This is a genomic window from Clostridium tarantellae, from assembly GCF_009295725.1.
In the GTDB taxonomy this organism is placed as follows: Bacteria; Bacillota; Clostridia; order Clostridiales; family Clostridiaceae; genus Sarcina; species Sarcina tarantellae.
This window is the reverse complement of sequence record NZ_WHJC01000485.1, coordinates 1-1,505: the sequence shown is the minus strand read 5'-3', so window position 1 is coordinate 1,505 and position 1,505 is coordinate 1. Positions and strand designations below refer to the sequence as shown.

Annotated in this window: 2 protein-coding genes; one reads left to right on the top strand and one right to left on the bottom strand. The window is 25.2% G+C overall.

Features of this window, described 5'->3' with window-relative positions; translation table 11 throughout:
• The first annotated feature begins 406 nt into the window (after positions 1-406).
• A complete protein-coding gene (locus GBZ86_RS15820) occupies positions 407-1,180 on the top strand; it encodes an Rpn family recombination-promoting nuclease/putative transposase (RefSeq protein WP_152892250.1) in 774 nt (257 codons plus the stop codon).
• Positions 1,181-1,255: 75 nt separating this feature from the next.
• Here GBZ86_RS15820 and GBZ86_RS15815 read toward each other — a convergent pair.
• Positions 1,256-1,505, bottom strand: a 250-nt coding sequence (locus GBZ86_RS15815) for a hypothetical protein (RefSeq protein ID WP_207707472.1), incomplete at its 5' end; no start/stop codon positions are given.

The window sequence follows — 1,505 nt, the reverse complement described above, 5'->3', positions numbered from 1 at the left end:
ATTTAATACTATTAGAGAGGAGTTAATTATGACTTACGGATTACTAAGTCCTAGAGTAGATTTTGTTTTTAAGAAAATATTTGGTAATAAAAAGCATCCAAAGATACTTATATCTTTTTTAACTAGAATTTGAGAGAATTCTCCCATCTCAACCCAAGGTAGGTGGTGAGATGAATCGACGCAAGAGTTTACTCGAAACGTCAATAATTTCCACTAATAATTTCTTTCAAATTAGGTTATAATACTAACATAGGTTTTCAATAACAAGTCGTAAGCTTGTAGTACCGTAGGTTATACGGGAAGGGTTATCCTCATAAAAAACCCATAGCCTTGGAAACTGATAGTCTGTAAAATAATTTCCCTAGTGGTTAGACAGGATTAAAGGAAGCTCTCACTTCTATAAGTGATGAGTATTTCACATGCAGTTATGAAACCAAAAGAACCTATTACAAAGGTTAAAATTCTTAATTCTGATATAGAAAAAGAGCATATAGAGGATAAATACAGTAGATTAGATATAAGAGCTACTACTAATATAGGTGAACAAATAAACATAGAAATTCAAGTTAAAAATGAATATAACATGATTAGTAGAACTCTTTACTATTGGAGCAAAATGTTTGAAGATCAATTAGATGAAGGAGAAAATTATAATAAACTTGCTAAAACAGTATGTATAAATATTTTAGACTTTAAGTATTTAAAAAATGATAGGTTTCATAATGCATATAGATTAAAGGAAATCACTACAAATGAAGAACTTACAAATTTACAAGAAATACACTTTATAGAATTACCAAAAATGAAAGAGATTAATAAGTTTAGTGATACTACAGATATGTTAGAAGTATGGATAGAATTCATAAAAAATCCCTCTAGTAAGAAAGTAGAATCTTTAGAGATGAAAATGAAAGAAATCAAAGAAGCTAAAGAAGAACTTGTGAGATTAAGTAGTGATGAAAATGAAAGAATAGCTTACAATAAAAGAAAAATGGCTATTTTAGATAGAGTTAGTGATTTAGAAAATGCTGAAGAAAAAGGTATTGAAAAAGGATTAGTTATTGGAAAAAAAGAAGGTATAGAAGAAGTGGCTAAAAATTTATTAGATGTTTTAGATGATGAAACTATATCATTAAAAACTGGATTAACAATAAATGAAGTAAAAAACTTAAGGAAGTAATTGTTTCCTTAAGTTTTTTATTTTAAACATAATTAAATTAAAGATATGTAATATAAAATAATTGAAATGAAAAATTTAATTATTTTTTAATCCATCTATAGTAAAAACTAAGTACATCATAGAAGTAAATACAAAAATATCTAAAATAATTACAAGTAAAACAGCTACTAATAACATAAAATATTTAATATTTCCACTATTTAAAACAACAATTTTTTTCATTAAAAAAACAGTTATTAATGTTAATAAAATGGATATTACTAATTTAATTATACATTTTTTTAAATTTATTTTTCTATTTCTAACCATAAGTGCTTGTCCCTTC